This window comes from Nonomuraea rhodomycinica (assembly GCF_013363995.1).
GTDB lineage: Bacteria > Actinomycetota > Actinomycetes > Streptosporangiales > Streptosporangiaceae > Nonomuraea > Nonomuraea rhodomycinica.
The window spans coordinates 139,879-154,730 of the sequence record NZ_JABWGO010000009.1 but is presented as its reverse complement, the minus strand read 5'-3'; the positions used below and the strand labels follow the sequence as shown (position 1 = coordinate 154,730).

The window sequence follows — 14,852 nt, the reverse complement described above, 5'->3', positions numbered from 1 at the left end:
GGTTCAGTGGGCTTCTGCCGAGGGGGTGTGCGCAGAGGGGCCGGCGGCGGTCCAGCTGCTCAGCAGTCGCAGGGCGTCGGCGGTGGCGGAGCCGGGTTCGACGTTGTAGACGCACAGGGTCTGGTCGGGGTCGCCGGGAGGCTGGAAGGACTCGTAGGCGAAGTGGAGATCGCCGACCACGGGATGGTGGTAGTGCTTGGTGCCGTGGGTGCGGCGCAGGACGCGATGGTCGTTCCACCAGGTGGTGAACTCCGGTGAGCGCAGGGTGAGCTCGCCGACGAGGTCGGCGAGCCGCCGGTCGTGCGGGTGGCGGCCCGCTTCGAGGCGGAGGATGGCGACGGTCTCGGCGGCGATCTGTGCCCAGTCTCCGACGCGGTCCCGGGCCTCGGGGTCCAGGAGGTAGTAGCGGGCGAGGTTGCGCTGGGGGACGGGGAGGGCGTCGAAGTCGGTCAGGACCGCGCGCGCCAGCCGGTTGCTGGCCAGCACGTCGGTGCGCCGGCCGAGGACGAAGGCGGGGACGTGCTCCAAGGTCTGGAGCATGAGGTGCAGACCTGGGCGGACCCGCTGCGGTTCGGCGGGGGCGCGGCGGGCGGGTGCGGGGCGGGCCAGCAGGTCGGTGAGGTGCTCGCGCTCCGCGAGATCGAGCTGGAGCGCGCGTGCGAGAGCCTCGACGACCTCCGGGGAGGGGGTTCCGGCGCGGCCTTGTTCGAGACGGGTGTAGTACTCGGTGCTGACGCCGGCGAGGCGGGCGACCTCGTCGCGGCGCAGTCCGGGCACCCGCCGGGGGCGGCGGTCCTCGGTCAGTCCCGCGCGGTCGGGGGTGATGCGGGCGCGACGGGAGCGCAGGAAGTCGGCGAGCTCGCTGCTACGGTCCATGCTCCTAGTGTGGGGGAGCCGTGTGTGGCGCACTCCGCCCTGGGTGGCCCTGCCAGTACCTGCCTTCCCGGTACCTGCCCCCGCGGTGCCTGCCTTCTCAGGGCCAGCTCAAGCCCCCTGACGGGGCCTCGGGGGTGGTGTGCTGGATGCGTGGCCGATGGCTGTCGGCCACAGGGTTCCACCCCTTGATTCCTCACCCTTCGGAAGGTGTGCATCCATGTCCACGGAAACTCTCGCCAAGCCCCTGACCGGCCGCGTGGCAGTCGTCACCGGCGCTTCCAGCGGCATCGGCGAGGCCTCGGCCGAGCACCTGGCGAGGCTGGGCGCGCGGGTCGCCGTCCTGGCCCGGCGCGCGGACCGGCTGCGGGAGCTGGTCGCCCGTATCGAAGAGCACGGTGGCACCGCCCTGCCGATCGCCGTCGACGTGACCGACGCCGCGGCGGTGCGCTCGGCCGCCGATCGGGTGGCGGCCGAACTGGGCGACGCCGACCTGCTGTTCAACAACGCGGGCGTGATGTTGCCGGCCCCGATCGAAGAGCTGGCCGCCGATCAGTGGCAGCGGCAGATCGACCTCAACATCACCGGGCTGATGAACGTCATCGGCGCGTTCACCCCGCAGTTGGTCAAGGCCGCCGGTGAGCGTGGCGTGGCCGACCTGATCAACACGTCGTCGATCGCGGCGCAGAACATCTTCCCGACCTTCGCCGTCTACTCCGGCACCAAGGCGTACGTGAGTCACCTCTCGCGTCATCTGCGTGCCGAGCTGGGCGCGAAGAACGTGCGGGTGTCGGCGCTCGAACCGGGCATCGTCGGTACCGAGCTGCAGAGCCACGTCACCGACGACGGTGCGCTGCAGTGGCTGGAGGGCTCCAAGGAGACGATGGACTGGCTCACGCCGCAGGACGTCGCCGAGACCGTCGGCTTCATCGCCACGCTGCCGCCGCGCGCGAACCTCCAGCAGGTCACGATCATGCCCACCGGCCAGCCCAGCTGACCTCCCCACTGGTCAGCTCAGCTCCCCGGCACGGGTCTGGCACGATCACCACATGGATGCGCACCGGATTCGGCTCATGCGGCGCGTCGAAGGCATTGTTCCCTGGGACCACCAGGAGGCGGCGCACGCGGCCGGGGCGCTGGACTGGATCGCGAGTGGTGCTCCGCTGTATCGGACCCGGAAGCCCGACATTCCGGACCCTCACCTGGTCAGCTACTTCGTCGTGCTCAACGGTGACGGGCAGCTGTTGCTCGTCGCCCACCGCAAGGCGGGACTATGGCTGCCCAGCGGAGGCCACGTCGAACCGGAAGAGGATCCGTGGCGGGCGGTCGAACGTGAATGTGCGGAGGAACTGCACATACCCGCCCGCCCGATCCGCCTGACGGGGCCGGAGCCCTTCTTCATCACCTGTACGAGAACGCGCGGGGCGGGGTCGCACATCGACGTGTCGCTGTGGTTCCTCCTGGAGGCGGACGCGGTCACCTCGTACGACCACACCGAGTTCGCGGACGTCACGTGGTTGGCGCCGCGGCAGGTGCTCGACGAACCGATCGAGATCCTCGATCCGCACATGCACCGCTTCACGCGGAAGCTGGTCAGCGCTCTTCGGTGAAGAGCGCTGACCAGCCTCCGCCGGGGTGCTCCGGTTGCGAGCGTGGTCTACGTCCCGGCCCGCTCCGCTGTCGTTGGACGTTCTACGAGGTGACGGGCCAGGTCCGTCAGGTGGTGCGGACGCAGGGTCCGGCCGCCGCTTCCCGGCAGCGGGACGTGCAACGGCCCGGTCCAGGCGGTGGGGATCGCCGCCGGTCCGTACACGGCTCCGGCCAGGCCGCCGGCGACGGCGGCGACGGTGTCGGTGTCGCCGCCCAGGTCGATCGCGGCGCGGACGGCGGCCTCATAGCTGCGGGTGGTGCGCAGAGCCCACACGGCTGAGCCGAGGCAGGGCCAGACGGCGCCGTTGACCTCGGTGGCCTGGCCGGGATGCCAGCCGGGGGCGAGGACGGTGGCGTAGCGTTCCCGATGGTCGGGGTGGACGGCGGCGAGGGTCCGGGGGAGCTCGTCCAAGGGGTTCGCGCCGTCCAGGGCGACGCGTACCAGGTCATGGAAGATCGCGGAGCCTTCCCAGGCCGCCGGGTCGCCGTGGGTGAGGGCGGCGAGGCGCCGAGCCGCGTCCATGGTGGCCTGCCGCCCGTCGCGGGCGAAGTACACCGCCGATGGGGTGGCACGCATCAGGGCGCCGTTGCCCGCGGCGCGGTGAGTGCTCCGGTAGTGGGCGGCGGCGGCCTGATCCCAGGGCAGGCCGCGGGCCAGTACGTCCCTGGTCTGCAGTCCGATGTCCTTGGGCCGGTCGGCCGCCCACCGTTGGAAGCGGGCGAAGATGTCCGGTAAGTCCAAGCCGCCGCGCTCCAGCAGCGACTCGGCCACGTGAACGGCCATCTGCGTGTCGTCGGTGGCCTCCCCGGCGTCCCAGCCGCGGCCGCCGCTCATCTCGCCGCCGGCACCCGGCACCGGATGGCGGGCGGAGAACGCGCCCGCCGGGCCGAACTCGAACGGAGCACCCAGCGCGTCACCCACGGCCGAGCCGACGACAGCGCCGACGGCGCGTTGCACAAGATTCACATCAACAGGCTAATCGGCCGTGAAGGGTCGGTCATCGAGCGTTTCACGGCGAGGTTGTGACCGGTCAGCGGTTGAGCGGCGGCGCTCGCGGATCCGCCGCGCGTGCTCGTGTGGAGCTGAGGAGACGGCGCAGGGCCCGGATCGCGGGGATCCGGGCCCTGTCGGTCGGTGTGGCGGGTCAGCCGGTGACCGGGATGTCGGTCTTCACCGGCGTCGGGGTGGGCGCGGGCTTGGGCTCGTCCTGCAGCTGAGTGACGGTCTCGTCCCAGGTGAACCAGTCCTGGGTGGTCGCCGTTCCGCGGTCGTCGTTGCCGGGGTGCGTGCGGGTGGGCGTGTTGCTCGGCGTCGGCGTCGAGGGCGGCGTCCGCGTGGGGGTGGTGGTCACCGTGGGCGTCGTCGTGGGCGTCGTGGTCGGCGTCGTCGTGGGTGTGGACGTCGGAGTCGGCGTCTGCGAGGGCGTCACCGTCGGCGTGGGCGTCTGGGAGGGGGTCACCGTCGGGGTGGACGTCTGGGAAGGCGTCACCGTCGGCGTGGGCGTGGGCTCGCACTCGACCCAGAACGCCTTCTGCTTCGCCGCCCCCTTCTCCCCGGCGAAGTTCCAGAACAGCTTGTAGTGCCCGTTAGGCAGGGTCATGTCAGCGGTACGGCCATGCCCCTTCGGGTCCAGCACCAGGGTGCCGCTCTCCACCGTGGTCCGGTCACCCGTGGGCGGCCAGGACTTGATCTCCCAGCTCACCCGCTGGGCCGCGTCGAAGTTGAACCCGACCAGGTAGAACACGCAGACGTGCGGCTCGTCGCGCTGGTCGTCCTCCGGCGTCGTCCACTTGTGGACCTTGACGTCGCCGTTGTCGCCGTGCGGCGTCGTCTGGACCGCTCCAGCGGAGGCCGTGTTGGAGATGGCGAGCACCGCGAGTGCCGCCACTGCGAGCATGAGCGCGGCTGTCAACCAGCGCCGCACCGGGGAGAATCTGGGGGGTGTCACGGAACCACACCTCTGGCGTATGAAGAGAGCTACAGCCTCACAGGGCTCATGTGTGTAAAAATGTCACACTCTTTGGCCATGGATCTTCAAACGTTCCAAACCGTTATCTAGCGGGGCCAAAAGGTGACGTTCATGTGTGTCCAGAACCTCCGGAGCCGATCGTGCCCCTCGATGCCCCCCGCCGACTCCTCGGCACGACGCTCGTCGCCATGAGCCTCGTCGCCTCGACCGCCACCACGGCCACCGCCGCCACCGCCGCCGCCGCCTCACCGGCGGCTCCCAGCGCCGCGCCGGCCGCCGCCGGCGGCGCCGGTGCCTCGGTCACGGCGACCGCGCTTCCCCAGGCCACCACGTTCACGCAGTTGAGCGGCCTTCCTCAGGACACGGACACGTTCGGCAAGCTGAGCGGCGTCGTGGTCCACCCCGTACGCACGGTCGCCGTCCACGCCCAGCCCGGCGGCAAGCCGGCGGCCACCCTGCCGGCGAAACAGCTCGGCAGCCTGACCTGGGTCCCCGTGGTGGAGGCGCGCAAGGGCTGGTATCGCGTGCTCCTGCCCAGCAAGCCCAACCACGTGACCGGCTGGATCAGCGCCAAGGGCCTGAAGAAGGCGCGCAGCCGCTACCGCGCCATCGTGAAGCTGGGCACCAGGCAGCTGACCGTGATGAAGGCAAGCAAGAAGCTCGGCACCTGGACGGTGGCGGTCGGCGGCCCCCAGACGCCCACCCCGGTCGGCAGGACGTTCCTGCTGGCCTTGATGTCGCCGAAGAAGAAGACCTACAGCCCGCTGATCCTGCCGCTCGGCGCGCACTCGCAGACGCTGGACACCTTCGGCGGCGGCCCGGGCACGGTCGCCTTCCACGGCTGGCCGGACCGGAAGGTGTTCGGCCAGGCGGTCACGCACGGCTGCGTCCGGGTGCCCGCTCGCGCGCTCAAGGTGCTGGCGGGGCTGCCTCTGGGGACCCCGGTCCTGATCGCCCCCTGAGGGAGGCGGCGGCGGTCGGCCGGCCGTTGAGCAGCGCCCTGCCGAGAGTGGTGACGTGATGGAAGACGGTGTTGCGCTCCCGCCGGGAATGGACGAGGCCGGCATCGCGCAGCACCGTCGCGTGCCGGCTGGCCATGGCGAGTGAGATGCCGAGGCGCAGCGCCAGCTCCGTCGTGGTCATGGGGCTGGAGACCTCCGCCAGCACGTACGCGCGGGTCCGCCCGAGCAGGGCCACGATCGGTTCGGCCTCGCGCTCCGTCGCGCCGTTCTCGCGGACGCGCGGCAGCCAGCCGACAGGCGGCCGCGCGGGAAGGCACAGCACGGGTGGGAGATCGGTGTCGCGCAGCGTGATCGGGTGGCGGCGGCAGAACGCCGACGGCAGCAGAACGATCCCACGCCCCTCGAGGCGCACATCATGGTCCACGTAGTCGCGCACGCACAGGACCGGCGGCTCCCACACCACGTCGGGATGCAGGTTGCCCAGCAAATGGTCGATGCCGCCGTCGGCCAGCCCCCGCAGCATCCGGTCGCGCTCGGTCTGCAGATGCGGCAGCAGCACGCGCTTGTACGGAGCTATCGCGGCGCGGTGGTACTCGGTGACGGCCCTGCCCAACCGGTCGAGCATGGGCGCGCCGCCGTCCAGCAGCGCCCTGATCGACGAGGAGTTCGGCTGCTTGTCACTGAAATAGCTCAGCTCCTCGCGGAAGCGCTGCGTCGGGGTGGACAGCAGCCAGTCGAGTTGCTCCTCCAGCGCGACGCCGCCGCGTCCCGGCGTGAGGAAGTCCGGCGAATATCCCCGGGGCGGCGTCAATGACAGCAACAGGCGGAAGTCCGTGACCTTCACCCGCCGGGTCCGCCGCCACCACTCCCCATAGACCAGGTCCCGCCCTTCCTGCAGGACGTGCAGGCTCAGCAGCACGTCCCACAGCGGGTCCGCGTCCTCGGCCAAAGTGATCCGGCGCAGGTCCTGGCTGGTGAAGTGTATGCGCAGCACTTTCGCCCTCTCATCGCGTCCGGACATGCCCGCATTCTTCGACTGCGGTCCCGGCGGAATGGTTTGACCTCATTTCCGGGTTCTGCCCGGCCGCCCGGCCGGGACGGCTGTGAGCTGCGATGTTGCGTCAGCGTGCAAACGTTTGACCCGGCGGAGACCCGCCCAGCATTCTCGGAGAGGTCAAGGCAAGTCGCGGTATGCATATCCGCCGATGCGGGCCTGAGGATTCATTCCCATGGCGCGTTTCACGTCCGGCTGGGGCGGAGTTCTTCGTTTGTTCAGCGGATTTCAGCCGGACGGGCTTGCAGCGTCCCCGAATGCGAAGGGAACACTCGTGACCGAACTCATCACCCGGCTCGGTGAACGCATGATCAGCGCTTTTGTGCCGCAGGAGAAGGCCGAGGCGGTCGGCGGCTGCAAGACGTACGCGTGCTGGATCTGCACGAAGGACGGCTGCAAGCAGTACGCGACCTACGCGTGGGACCCCGTGCACGGCACCTACTGCTGGCGCTGCCCCGTCTGACGTCCCGGCCTGCCTTGCCGGCCCGGCCCGGCTGTCCTGGCCGGGCCGGGCGGGCAAGTGGCCTCGGTGAGACAGGGTCCGGGCCGACGACTGGGGACCGACGACTGAGGAGGGATGACGTTGACAGTGCTCGCCATGGGCCTCGTACTGACCGGGATCGTGTGCGTGCTCAATCTGTTGCTGCTGCTGGCGCTGGCGAGACGGGTGAGAGACCTCGCGGCGGAGGTGGCGCGCACGCGTGACACCGGGACGGCGCGGGACGGCTTCCTGGCGATCGGCGAGAGGCCGGCGGATTTCACGGCGCGGACGGTTGACGGCCGCCAGGTGACGCCTGACGCGCTGACGGCCGGAACCCTGGTCGGATTCTTCAGCACCAGCTGTGGCGCGTGCCGCGAGAAGATACCGGCGTTCGTCGAACAGGCACGTGAACTTCGCGACCAGGGACGGCTCGCGCTGGCCGTGGTCGTGACCGGGCCTGAGGACCCGAGGTCCTACGTGGAGCGGCTGGAAGAGACCGCGCGCGTGGTGGTGGAGGATCACGAGGGGCCGGTCGGCCGTGCCTTCAAGGTCTCGGCCTTCCCCTCGTTCGGCGTGATCGGTGAGCACGCGCGGGTGCTCGCGGTGAGCGCCGATCCCGGCGAGGCGGTCCGGGCGCTCGCTCCGACCGCCCCGGGCGGGGCGGGAGCGTGATGGGCCGGCCCTTCGCCGGTCCGGTGCTCAGTGCCGTCCGGCACGGCGGAAGGCTCGTCCGGCTCTGCGGGCGCGCGGCCATGCCGCAGGTCTGGGGTTATCTCCTGCTCGAAATCCTCATCGGGGCCCAAGGAGTGGCGGCCGCCTGGCTCACCAAAGCGGTCATCGACGCTCTGATCGGGCGAGCGCGGCTCGCGGACGTGGTGTGGCCGGTGGCGATTCTGTCGGTGCTGGGGCTGGTACGCGGGGTGGCTCCGCTGATCCGCAGGTACGTGGTCGCGGAGATCGACCGCCGGGCGGCCTTGACCGCACAGGACGAGCTGTTCGCGGCGGTCGAGCGCTTCGTCGGGCTGGACCGCCTGGAGGATCCGGTCTTCCTCGATCGGCTCCGCCTCGCGCAGCAGAGCGTGACGGCGCCCGGCGGGTTTCTCGAGGCGGCCTTCGGCGTCATCCGGGGCGTGGTGTCGCTCGTCGGCTTCGTCGGTTCTCTCGCCCTGATCAGTCCGGCGGTGACGGGCATCGTCGTCATCGCGGCGGTCCCGGGGTTCGTCGCCGAGTTCCGCGTGTCGCGGCGCCGGCACCAGATGTTCATGGACATCGGCCCGGCGCAACGGCGGGAGATGTTCTACGCGAACCTGCTCACCAGCGCGCAGGCGGCCAAGGAGATCCGGCTGTTCCGGCTCGGCCCGTTCCTGCGCGGCCGGATGACCGGTGAACGGCGGGCCACGGACGCGGCCAGGCGCCGGCTCGACCGGCGTGAGCTGACGACGCAGACCACGCTGGTCGTGCTGTCGATCGTCGCCTCCAGCGCCGGCCTGCTGTGGATGGTCGCGGCGGCCGGCCGGGGTCAGCTCACGATCGGGGACGTGTCGGTGTTCATCGCCGCTGTGGCCGCCACGCAGTCCGGTCTCACCGACATGATCGTCTCGACGACCGCCGCCTACCAGGATGCGCTGATGTTCGAGCACTACGAGGCCGTCCTGCGCGCCGCCCCCGCGCCTGCCCCGGTGCCGCCGACGGCCCGGCCCGCCACCCTGCCGCCCACGCCGTCCACACCGCCCGCAAGCGTGCCCGCCGCCGTTCCCGCGCTCCGCGACGGCATCCGGCTGCGTGAGGTGTGGTTCCGCTACAGCGACGACCACGACTGGGTGCTGCGCGGCGTGGACATGTTCATCCCGGCGGGCGCCACGATCGCGCTCATCGGGGCCAACGGCGCGGGCAAGAGCACGCTGGTCAAGCTGTTGTGTCGCTTGTACGAGCCGACGCGAGGCGCCATCCTCTGGGACGGCACCGACATCCGGCACCTCCCGCCCGAGGAGCTTCGCGACCGGATGGGCGCCGTCTTCCAGGACTTCATGGCCTACGACTTCAGCGCCGCCGACAACATCGCCGTGGGCGAGCTGTCCGCGCTGGACGACGAGGTCCGCCTGCGCGAGGCCGCCGAGCTCGCGGGAGTCCATGACACCATCAGCGCGCTGCCCCGCGGCTACCGGACACTGCTGACCCGGATGTTCGTCGCCGGCCCCGGCCCGGCCGGCTCGGACGTCGGAGTGCTGCTGTCCGGCGGGCAGTGGCAGCGCGTCGCCCTGGCCCGCGCGTACGTGCGCAAGGACCGCGACGTCATGATCCTTGACGAGCCCAGCTCCGGGCTGGACGCCGACACCGAGCATGACCTGCACACGAGACTCAAGGACGTCCGGAGCGGCAGGACCAGCATCCTGATCTCACACCGCCTCGGCGCCGTACGGGACGCGGACATGATCTTCGTCCTGCGGGACGGCGTCGTCGCCGAGCAGGGCACGCACGCCCGGCTGCTGGCTCTCGACGGTGACTACGCGCGGATGTTCGGCCTGCAGGCGGCCGGTTACCAGAGCGAGCACCCCACGGGCGAAAGGGTGGGTTGACCATGCACATCGCACCGGCCTGCGGCCTCGCCGCCGCCGCCGTCGCCGCCGCCGTGGCATGGGGCGGGCTCGCCCTGCGGCGCCGGCTGCTGGTCATCACGGTGATCGGCCGCAGTATGGAACCGACCTACGCCCCGGGAACGCGGCTGCTGGCCCGGCGCACGTCTGACGTCTCCAGGCTGCGCAGGGGCGACGTCGTCGTCCTGAGATCACCCGCCGCCGAACGGCCGGTCAGCGTCAGAGTGCCCACCGCCGACGGCAGGACGGTGGTCGCCGGCTCGACGCCGGTGACCGACCTGGTCGTCAAGCGGGTGCACGCGCTGCCCGGCGACCCCGTGCCGCGCGCCCGCGTCCCCGCACTGGCTCACGTCGAGGAGGAGACGGTCCCCGCCGGCCGCATCGTGGTCCTCGGCGACAACCCGGAGGAGTCGGTGGACTCCCGCCGGTACGGGTACCTGGCGGCGGACACGCTGGTCGCGGTGGTGATCCGCGCCCTTCAGGGACAGACCGCGCCGGGCTCCTCCGGACGCACGTGACAGCCGTTCGACGGTTACTGGATCCAGCCGCGTTCCTCGGCGCGCAGGGCGGCCTGGAAGCGGCTCCCGGCGCCGATGCGGGTGTCGGACGCCAAGGCCGAGGCCGACCTCGGCTGGGCGCCCAGCCTGCCGGGGTACCGGGAGGGGATCCGCCGCGACGTCACGTCGTAGTGCGGCGGCGCCGGTGGTCAGGGCGTGACCCCGTAGAGAACGCGTTTCCCGATGTCGTCCCCCTCACCGGGATACTCGGTGACCGACCAGAGCAGGACCGGGTTGCCGGTGGTCGGCGAGCGCTGCCAGTAGAGGTCCTGGACCCCCTTCCCGGCGAAGTGCGGGACGGGGGTCTGACCGGGGACGGCCTGGTAGCTGTCCCACTGACGCCCTGCGTCACCCAGCGCGGCTCGTTGAGCTTCTTCTTCACGGTGGCGTCCGCCTTCTCCAGGCAGAACCAGTTCTGGGTCACCACCCTGTCCGAGCCCAGGCGCAGGGCGCCGTCGTTCTGCATCGCCCGCGGGCAGTTGCGTGTCGCGTGCCTGGTCGCGGCGGCCAGGAACTCGGTCGGATTCGTGTACTCCAGCGGGCCGAGTCCGAGGTCGTCGCGCAGGTCGTGGATGAGGTCGGCATAGGGGTCGCCGGTGACATCGCTTCCGTCCCAGGTCAGGACGAAGTCATCGGCGTTGGGCAGCTTCCGCATCGGCTGCGGGGTGGGTTGCCGCAGGGCCGCCTCCGGAGCGCTGCCCACTGCCGCGGCCGGGCTGGTGAGCGCGGTGACGGCGAGCACCGCGGCGGCCGTTCCCCGCATCAGGGAACGCAGTGAACGTGACATCGGCCATCACCTCCGTGAGGCCATCGGCCGGTGCCGCGAGCCCGGCTCCCGGTGAAATCGCAGGCGGCGGGCCTGGACCGCGGTGTCGGCGCGGCCGGTTCCGACCTCGGTGCCGGCACTGCCGGACCCGGCGTCGGAGCGGGCGAGGGTGATGCCGGACGTGGTGCCGGACGTGACGCCTGCGGGGTCGGGCACGGGCACGGGCTGCGTGGGCGGTTCGATCTCCTCCAGGTATCCGTTGGCCAGCAGCCAGCTCACCGGCACTTCCCGGTCCGCCTGCGGTGCCTCCGGAATGTACTTGCTGACCACGTGGTACTGCGTGCCGCCGCCCGGCTGCTGGAACGCGGGCGCGGCCGGGCCGATCTCGACGCGGAACGTCTTGAGCACCTTGAACGCGTGGTAGTTGCACGGGTGCGTGGGATCCTGCGGGTTGGTGTTGAGATTCCGCGGCGGCAGCGCGCGCCTGATGAACAGGTCGCCCAGCGGCGACAGGAATGCTCCGGAGTAACCGCCGAAACGGTCGAGCTTCATGCCGATCTGCAGGAACGTCGTCTTGAGCAGCAGCCGGCCGTTGGGATAGTTGCCGGAGCGGCCGAATCCGTCGTCGGGCGGGAAGCGGTAGTTGTTGACGGCGTAGTCCCAGTAGCGCGAGAGAAAGTGCTGGGGTTCGAGCCCGCCCAGCGGCACATAGCCGCGGAGAATGGCGCCGAGATAGCCGGTCCGCGGCAGGACTTTCGGCCCGAGGTCGGGGTCGCCGGTCACGTACGGGGGCCCGCAGGTGTGGGCGTCGGCGCCGTTCCTGCTGGTCTCCTTCTTGCCGGGGGCCTGCGTGGGCAGGAGGGCCCGCGACCGGACCGGCCGGATGTCGAACGGAGCGGCGCTGTCGGCGTGCGCGGCCGGGATGCCCATGGTGGCTGCCGTCGCGCAGATCGCGGTGGCCAGCATGACGCTGTGTCGGTGATACCGCATGACTTCCCTGTCGATCGTGCGTGAGAAACGAAAGAGGCTCGATCACGCGCGATTCGATGACGGCGACGAGCAGCCGAATCGCACTCACGGTTTCTCCTGCGGCGGAGCGGATCCGGCCGGCTCGGAGATATCGACGGAGAGGTTCGATTGCCGCGCGTCGGCGCGCGGCCATGGGATGCCGTCGCGTACGTGAATGCGGTGATCGTTCTCTACGTGCCCGACGCGACAGGAATGGCATCGCGAAATTCATAAGGGGAGGGCAAAGAATTGAGCATCAAAAGGGGGCAGGATATCGCCTATTGCATTTCTGTGAAACGCCAGGAATTTATGCGTCTTGTCCGCATATAGGCGTCCAATTCGCAGTTGTAGGGGGCCTGCCTCGGTGCCGCGCGATGATCCGCGGCAGGCCGGCGCACAGCCGGAGCCCGCCATCCGTGATCACGTCGAAACGTTGCGTAACGCCTTCATAACGTCGCATCTACACGTGTTGCTTCTCGCGGAAGCCGGACCGAATACTGCGTCAACACGAGTAGATGGGACTTGCGTAGTGGTCACACGCCGCGATGTGGCGCGGCTGGCCGGCACCTCAGAGGCCGTCGTCAGCTACGTGCTCAACAACGGGCCGAGGAACGTCGCCCCGCACACCCGCGAACGGGTGCTGCGCGCGATCGACGAGCTCGGCTACCGGCCGAACGCCGTGGCGCGCTCGCTGCGCACCAGCCGCACGCACACGATCGGGCTCGTCGTCCCGGACAACGCCAACCCCTTCTTCGCCGAGCTGGCCCGCGAGATCGAGGACGTCGCGTTCGAGAACGGCCTGACGGTGCTGCTCGGCAACGCGATGGACGACGACGACCGCGAGGCCGCCTACGTGCGGACCCTGATCGACCGCCAGGTGGACGGGCTGATCCTGATTCCCGCCCACGGCCCGCGCGCCTGGCGGTCCCAGCTGGCCGCGTCCGGGGTGCCGTGCATCGTGCTCGACCGCGAGCTCGACGACACCCCGGCCAGCCACCTGCTGCTCGACAACGAGGGCGGCGCGTACGAGGCGACCACCCACCTGCTGGAGCACGGGCAGCGGCGCATCGGTTGCGTGGCGGGGCCGAAGGACATCCACCCGACCGTCGACCGCGTCGCCGGCTGGTCGCGGGCGCTGACCGAGGCCGGTATCGACCCGGCGTCGATGCCACTGGCCCACGGCCCGTACGGGCGGCGGCAGGGTTACCTCAGCGGCCGGCGGCTCCTGTCGCGGGAGGACCGGCCCACCGCGCTCTTCGTGACCAGCGACGAGCAGGCGATCGGCGTCATGCGCGCCGCGGCCGAGCTGGGGCTGAGCGTGCCAGCGGACATCGCGCTGTGCTCGATCGACGGCATCGCCGCCTCCTCCTACACCGTGCCCGCGCTCACCACCATGCGTCAGCCGATCGAGGAGCTGGGCAGGCGCGCGGTGGAGCTGCTGGCGGCGCAGATCGGTGACTCGCCGGGCGGCGAGCGCGTGGTCCTGTCGGCCACGCTGATCAGGCGCGGCTCCTGCGGCTGCCCCGACCCCGCGGGTGGGCTGGACGATGCCTGAGACGACGCCTCGGAACGCTGCTGAAACGGCGCCCGGGACGACGGCTGGGACGGCGCGGGAGCTGGAGCTGGTCGTCGTCGGCAGCCTCAACATGGATCTCACGGTCCCCGTGACGCGCCTGCCGGGCAGGGGTGAGACGGTGGCGGGCGCCGCCGTGGTGCGGGCCGCCGGGGGCAAGGGCGCCAACCAGGCCGTGGCCGCCGCCCGGCTGGGCGCGCGGGTGCGCCTCGTGGGCCAGGTCGGCGACGACGCGCTGGGCCGCGAGCTGCTCGCCGCCGTGGCGGGTGAGGGTGTGGACGTCTCGGGAGTACGGCGGGTGCCCGCCGCCACCGGCATGGCGATGATCGTCGTCGAGGACGGCGGCGAGAACATGATCACTGTCGCCCCCGGCGCCAACAGCCTGTTCCACCTCACCGATCCGGGCTCCGCCGCCACCGGCCCCGGCTCCGTCACCACCGGCCTCGACCTCGCCGGCCCCGGCTCCCCCGCCACGGGCCTCGACCTCGCCCGCGCCGACGCGCTCCTGCTCCAGCTGGAGATCCCGGTCGCCGCCTGCCTGGCCGCCGCGCGGCAGGCCCGAGCCCACGGCGTGCCGGTGATCCTCAACGCCGCGCCGTACACCGACGGCCTGGACGACCTGCTCCCCCTGGTGGACCTGCTGATCGTCAACGAGAGCGAGGCGGACGCCCTGTGCCGCGGCGCCGACCCCGCCGGGCTGCTCGCGCTCGGGCCGCGCGCCGCGGTGGTGACGCTCGGCGGGCGCGGCGCGCGGGGCCGGGACGCCTCCGGCGCCTGCGAGGCGCCGTCGTTCCGGGTGCCCGTGGTGGACGCGGTCGGCGCGGGCGACACGTTCTGCGCGCAGCTCGCGCTCGCCCACGCGGCCGGCCTGCCTCTCGCGGATGCGGTACGGCGGGCCTGCGCGGCCGGCGCGCTGGCGACCACCGCCCACGGCGCCCAGACCGCCATGCCGACCGGCGGCCAGGTGGAAAGGCTGCTCGCCCGTGCGTCATGACGGCCTCTGGCATCCGCGCCTGCTGCAGATCCTGTCCGCGGCCGGACACACCGACCTCATCGTGGTGGCCGACCCCGGCCTGCCCGTCCCTCCCGGCGTCGAGACGGTGGACCTCGTCTGGCGCCGGGGCGAACCCGCCTTCCTCCCCGTACTCGAAGCGGTGCTCGGCGAGCTCGTCGTCGAGGCCGCCTACGTCGCCGAGGAGTCGCCGCCCGGCTTCCTCGACGAGCTGCTGAAGAACACCACGAGAACACAACGCATCCCTCACACCCGGCTCAAGGAGCTCACCGGCCGGGCCCGCGCGGTCGTGCGAACCGGTGAGGCGACGCCGTACGCGAACGTCGTCCTCCAAGCGGGCGTTCCCTTCTGA

Annotated in this window: 17 protein-coding genes; 10 read left to right on the top strand and 7 right to left on the bottom strand. The window is 71.3% G+C overall.

The window, feature by feature from the left end; all coding sequences use genetic code 11:
* Positions 1–3: 3 nt before the first annotated feature.
* Entirely contained in the window at positions 4–876 is an 873-nt protein-coding gene (locus tag HT134_RS30750; RefSeq protein WP_175603976.1) for a helix-turn-helix transcriptional regulator, read from the bottom strand.
* A 217-nt stretch (positions 877–1,093) separates the two neighbouring features.
* Here HT134_RS30750 and HT134_RS30745 point away from each other — a divergent pair, with 217 nt between their 5' ends.
* The gene (locus HT134_RS30745) at positions 1,094–1,870 is read left to right on the top strand and encodes an SDR family oxidoreductase (protein WP_175603975.1); all 777 of its coding nucleotides are present in this window, start codon (positions 1,094–1,096) and stop codon (positions 1,868–1,870) included.
* 52 nt (positions 1,871–1,922) lie between these two features.
* Entirely contained in the window at positions 1,923–2,483 is a 561-nt protein-coding gene (locus HT134_RS30740; RefSeq protein WP_175603974.1) for an NUDIX domain-containing protein, read from the top strand.
* A gap of 47 nt (positions 2,484–2,530) precedes the next feature.
* On the opposite strand, the gene HT134_RS30735 is transcribed toward HT134_RS30740, so the two are convergent.
* Positions 2,531–3,490, bottom strand: coding sequence for an ADP-ribosylglycohydrolase family protein (locus HT134_RS30735; protein WP_175603973.1), 960 nt, complete (start codon positions 3,488–3,490; stop codon positions 2,531–2,533).
* A 178-nt stretch (positions 3,491–3,668) separates the two neighbouring features.
* Complete coding sequence (locus HT134_RS44880) at positions 3,669–4,472, bottom strand: hypothetical protein (RefSeq protein WP_217708574.1); 804 nt, start codon at positions 4,470–4,472, stop codon at positions 3,669–3,671.
* Between the two features lie 161 nt (positions 4,473–4,633).
* Between HT134_RS44880 and HT134_RS30725 the strand changes: the two genes are divergently transcribed.
* Positions 4,634–5,455 carry a protein-sorting L,D-transpeptidase LdtCP gene (locus tag HT134_RS30725; RefSeq protein WP_312888570.1) on the top strand — a complete coding sequence of 274 codons (822 nt, stop codon included), beginning with the start codon at positions 4,634–4,636 and terminating at the stop codon, positions 5,453–5,455.
* On the opposite strand, the gene HT134_RS30720 is transcribed toward HT134_RS30725, so the two are convergent.
* Positions 5,403–6,476, bottom strand: coding sequence for an ArsR/SmtB family transcription factor (locus HT134_RS30720; protein ID WP_217708573.1), 1,074 nt, complete (start codon positions 6,474–6,476; stop codon positions 5,403–5,405). The genes HT134_RS30725 and HT134_RS30720 overlap by 53 nt on opposite strands.
* 307 nt (positions 6,477–6,783) lie before the next feature.
* Between HT134_RS30720 and HT134_RS30715 the strand changes: the two genes are divergently transcribed.
* The 4 genes from HT134_RS30715 (at position 6,784) to lepB (ending at position 10,102) form a co-directional block, all read left to right on the top strand.
* Positions 6,784–6,972, top strand: a complete 189-nt coding sequence (locus tag HT134_RS30715; protein WP_175603972.1) for a hypothetical protein — start codon at positions 6,784–6,786, stop codon at positions 6,970–6,972.
* A gap of 114 nt (positions 6,973–7,086) precedes the next feature.
* Positions 7,087–7,662: a TlpA disulfide reductase family protein gene (locus HT134_RS30710; RefSeq protein ID WP_175603971.1), complete on the top strand. Its 576-nt coding sequence runs from the start codon at positions 7,087–7,089 to the stop codon at positions 7,660–7,662.
* Positions 7,662–9,566: an ABC transporter ATP-binding protein gene (locus tag HT134_RS30705; RefSeq protein ID WP_175603970.1), complete on the top strand. Its 1,905-nt coding sequence runs from the start codon at positions 7,662–7,664 to the stop codon at positions 9,564–9,566. The genes HT134_RS30710 and HT134_RS30705 overlap by 1 nt, the downstream gene beginning before the upstream one ends.
* Before the next feature lie 2 nt (positions 9,567–9,568).
* Positions 9,569–10,102, top strand: coding sequence for a signal peptidase I (gene lepB / locus HT134_RS30700; protein ID WP_175603969.1), 534 nt, complete (start codon positions 9,569–9,571; stop codon positions 10,100–10,102).
* 14 nt (positions 10,103–10,116) lie between these two features.
* Here the strand turns inward: lepB and HT134_RS30695 are convergent, their stop codons facing one another.
* Genes HT134_RS30695 through HT134_RS47220 form a run of 3 tightly spaced genes read right to left on the bottom strand, consistent with a single transcriptional unit; the run spans position 10,117 to position 11,897 of the window.
* On the bottom strand, positions 10,117–10,266 hold the full coding sequence (locus HT134_RS30695) for a hypothetical protein (RefSeq protein ID WP_175603968.1): 150 nt from the start codon (positions 10,264–10,266) through the stop codon (positions 10,117–10,119).
* Complete coding sequence (locus HT134_RS30690; RefSeq protein ID WP_175603967.1) at positions 10,263–10,928, bottom strand: hypothetical protein; 666 nt, start codon at positions 10,926–10,928, stop codon at positions 10,263–10,265. Before HT134_RS30690 ends, HT134_RS30695 begins: the two co-directional genes overlap by 4 nt.
* 6 nt (positions 10,929–10,934) lie before the next feature.
* Entirely contained in the window at positions 10,935–11,897 is a 963-nt protein-coding gene (locus tag HT134_RS47220; protein WP_175603966.1) for a TNT domain-containing protein, read from the bottom strand.
* A gap of 547 nt (positions 11,898–12,444) precedes the next feature.
* On the opposite strand from HT134_RS47220, the gene HT134_RS30680 reads away from it, so the two are divergent.
* The 3 genes from HT134_RS30680 to rbsD are packed head-to-tail and all read left to right on the top strand — an operon-like array spanning position 12,445 to position 14,852.
* Positions 12,445–13,470 carry a LacI family DNA-binding transcriptional regulator gene (locus tag HT134_RS30680; protein ID WP_175603965.1) on the top strand — a complete coding sequence of 342 codons (1,026 nt, stop codon included), beginning with the start codon at positions 12,445–12,447 and terminating at the stop codon, positions 13,468–13,470.
* Complete coding sequence (locus tag HT134_RS30675) at positions 13,463–14,482, top strand: ribokinase (protein ID WP_175603964.1); 1,020 nt, start codon at positions 13,463–13,465, stop codon at positions 14,480–14,482. The genes HT134_RS30680 and HT134_RS30675 overlap by 8 nt, the downstream gene beginning before the upstream one ends.
* Positions 14,472–14,852: a D-ribose pyranase gene (gene rbsD, locus HT134_RS30670; RefSeq protein ID WP_312888569.1), complete on the top strand. Its 381-nt coding sequence runs from the start codon at positions 14,472–14,474 to the stop codon at positions 14,850–14,852. Before HT134_RS30675 ends, rbsD begins: the two co-directional genes overlap by 11 nt.

Bases quoted from the DNA above. Each gene is read 5' to 3' on its own strand.
- HT134_RS30750 (WP_175603976.1), bottom strand. From the start codon at position 876: ATGGACCGTAGCAGCGAGCTCGCCGACTTCCTGCGCTCCCGTCGCGCC.
- HT134_RS30745 (WP_175603975.1), top strand. From the start codon at position 1,094: ATGTCCACGGAAACTCTCGCCAAGCCCCTGACCGGCCGCGTGGCAGTC.
- HT134_RS30740 (WP_175603974.1), top strand. From the start codon at position 1,923: ATGGATGCGCACCGGATTCGGCTCATGCGGCGCGTCGAAGGCATTGTT.
- HT134_RS30720 (WP_217708573.1), bottom strand. From the start codon at position 6,476: ATGTCCGGACGCGATGAGAGGGCGAAAGTGCTGCGCATACACTTCACC.
- HT134_RS30710 (WP_175603971.1), top strand. From the start codon at position 7,087: ATGACGTTGACAGTGCTCGCCATGGGCCTCGTACTGACCGGGATCGTG.
- HT134_RS30705 (WP_175603970.1), top strand. From the start codon at position 7,662: ATGGGCCGGCCCTTCGCCGGTCCGGTGCTCAGTGCCGTCCGGCACGGC.
- lepB (WP_175603969.1), top strand. From the start codon at position 9,569: ATGCACATCGCACCGGCCTGCGGCCTCGCCGCCGCCGCCGTCGCCGCC.
- HT134_RS30690 (WP_175603967.1), bottom strand. From the start codon at position 10,928: ATGTCACGTTCACTGCGTTCCCTGATGCGGGGAACGGCCGCCGCGGTG.
- HT134_RS47220 (WP_175603966.1), bottom strand. From the start codon at position 11,897: ATGCGGTATCACCGACACAGCGTCATGCTGGCCACCGCGATCTGCGCG.
- HT134_RS30675 (WP_175603964.1), top strand. From the start codon at position 13,463: ATGCCTGAGACGACGCCTCGGAACGCTGCTGAAACGGCGCCCGGGACG.